Genomic DNA, 252 nt, shown 5'->3' with positions numbered 1-252 from the left:
CCGAAACTCACTTTTCCCGGTCCCGTCACCTCGGCTCCACAAATTCACTTGTCCTTCGCACCACTCGTCCGAGGCCGAAAACCGCGTGCAATCCTAACCATGCCGAGTGCACGCATGCCTCCAGGTACCAGGCCAACCTTCGACCAACCGCCTGTTCAAAGTATCGGATATAGAGGATGGTGACGCTAAAACGGCGGTCACCAAAAACGAGAATGCGAGCAAGTCTTCTGGCAAAAACAGAGGCAGCCCAAA

1 pseudogene is annotated in these 252 nt (G+C 54.8%); it reads right to left on the bottom strand.

The window, feature by feature from the left end:
* Positions 1 to 25: 25 nt before the first annotated feature.
* Positions 26 to 252: pseudogene (locus P0D89_RS54540) on the bottom strand (hypothetical protein); the annotation flags it as partial.

The organism is Paraburkholderia sp. RL18-085-BIA-A (genome assembly GCF_046027075.1).
Lineage (GTDB): Bacteria > Pseudomonadota > Gammaproteobacteria > Burkholderiales > Burkholderiaceae > Paraburkholderia.
Note: the sequence above shows the minus strand (reverse complement) of the source record. Positions and strands in the feature narration are given on the sequence as shown.